2 protein-coding genes are annotated in these 1403 nt (G+C 34.3%); both read right to left on the reverse strand.

Annotated features, from left to right (window positions below):
• The coding region (locus tag FHL06_RS13030) for an SGNH/GDSL hydrolase family protein (protein WP_153387025.1) at positions 1-805 on the reverse strand (805 nt) is incomplete at its 3' end.
• A gap of 143 nt (positions 806-948) precedes the next feature.
• On the reverse strand, positions 949-1403 hold a 455-nt coding region (locus FHL06_RS13035; RefSeq protein ID WP_153387027.1), incomplete at its 5' end, for a WxL domain-containing protein.

A 1403-nucleotide genomic window follows, 5' to 3' on the forward strand; every position in this document is an offset into this window, starting at 1 on the left:
TGAACTGTTTGCATTTTTGTTTGAGAAGATGAATAGCTTTAATGATTGCTGAAGCAGTAGGTAACTCATTTTCTGGCGCACCAGTGCCTGGATGTAATAAATCATTGACTCCTTCCATAAAAATTACTAGATTAGGACGATAATCAATCAACATGTGATCAAATCTGGTTAAACCGGCTTCTCCAAAACTAGTCGACCACTGAGAGGTACTGTGTCCAGGATGTAGAAGACGATTACCGGAAATACCATAATTTGCCGTCATAATATGAAATTTTATTTCTAATTCTAAAGCTAAAGGAGCTGAGAAATTGCCTTGATTAGTTAACGAATCTCCGAAAAAGGCAATTCGTTTTTGAACTTTTTGAGTTTGAACTTGAATTCCTGAGACTCCGAAAAAATATTTGGAAACTCCAGCGGTTTGGTCTTTAGTTTTTACGAGATCATTAGAAATGGTTAAGCCAGCGGAATGGATAGTTTTATTTGGGGATATGATATCGATCGAAAGAAAATTATTAGCTGGTAGATCAACATCGATCCAATCACTATATTCCACTAAATGAGGTTCAATACTAAATTGCTTTTTGCCATCTAGAGTGACGGAATATTTAGTTTTAGAGTCAGAATAGATAACGATAGACGTTATTTGAAGTGGTAATTCGTCGTATAGGTTATTCAATTCTAAACGAATTTTTTTAGTGGATAGGGGCTGCATGATTTCTAAATGCTGTTTCCCGGATTCATTGATATTTTCAAGATTAGCGTAATTGGTAAAATTATGTTTCCAAGTGGTAGTTACGATCATCATTAACCCTTCTTCTTTAGCAAGTCACTTACTAGTTTTATGATAATATGTTTAAATACTATTCAAGCTTGCATAGATTAAAACTTTAGATTTATTTGCAAAAAAATACTCATAAAACTCATTTCAAAGTTTTGTGAGTATTTCCATTATTTCGTTGCAGTAGTAACAGTTGGTTTAGCTGTCAAAGTCCAAGTGATAACAGCGTTCATATTTTTAGCTGATTTCTCAGTATTATTGCCAGATCCGGGAATATTTAAGCTAGCTGAATCAGGAGTATTAAAATTAGCACTAATAATTCCAGCATTATAAGAACCAGCTTCTAGGTTCATGACGTTTGCTGTATTGCCTTTTTCACTGTCAATTGAAGCGGTTTCAGTCGTTAAATCATTAGAAGTAGTCGAAACATTATTTTTGTCACCATCAAGTAATGGAATAGCACTTAAATGTAGGATAGCATTCAAATCAGCTGTTGAATCGGAATCAATAGTTTTAAGTGGTCCCATTGAGGCTGACAAGGTAAAACCAGGCATTTTATCAGAAGTGTTACGTGAATCAATTACTTCTAACAATCCACTGTCATTACCATCTTTACCAGCAGTAA

Origin of the sequence: Companilactobacillus halodurans (genome assembly GCF_009600985.1) — a bacterium.
Lineage (GTDB): Bacteria > Bacillota > Bacilli > Lactobacillales > Lactobacillaceae > Companilactobacillus > Companilactobacillus halodurans.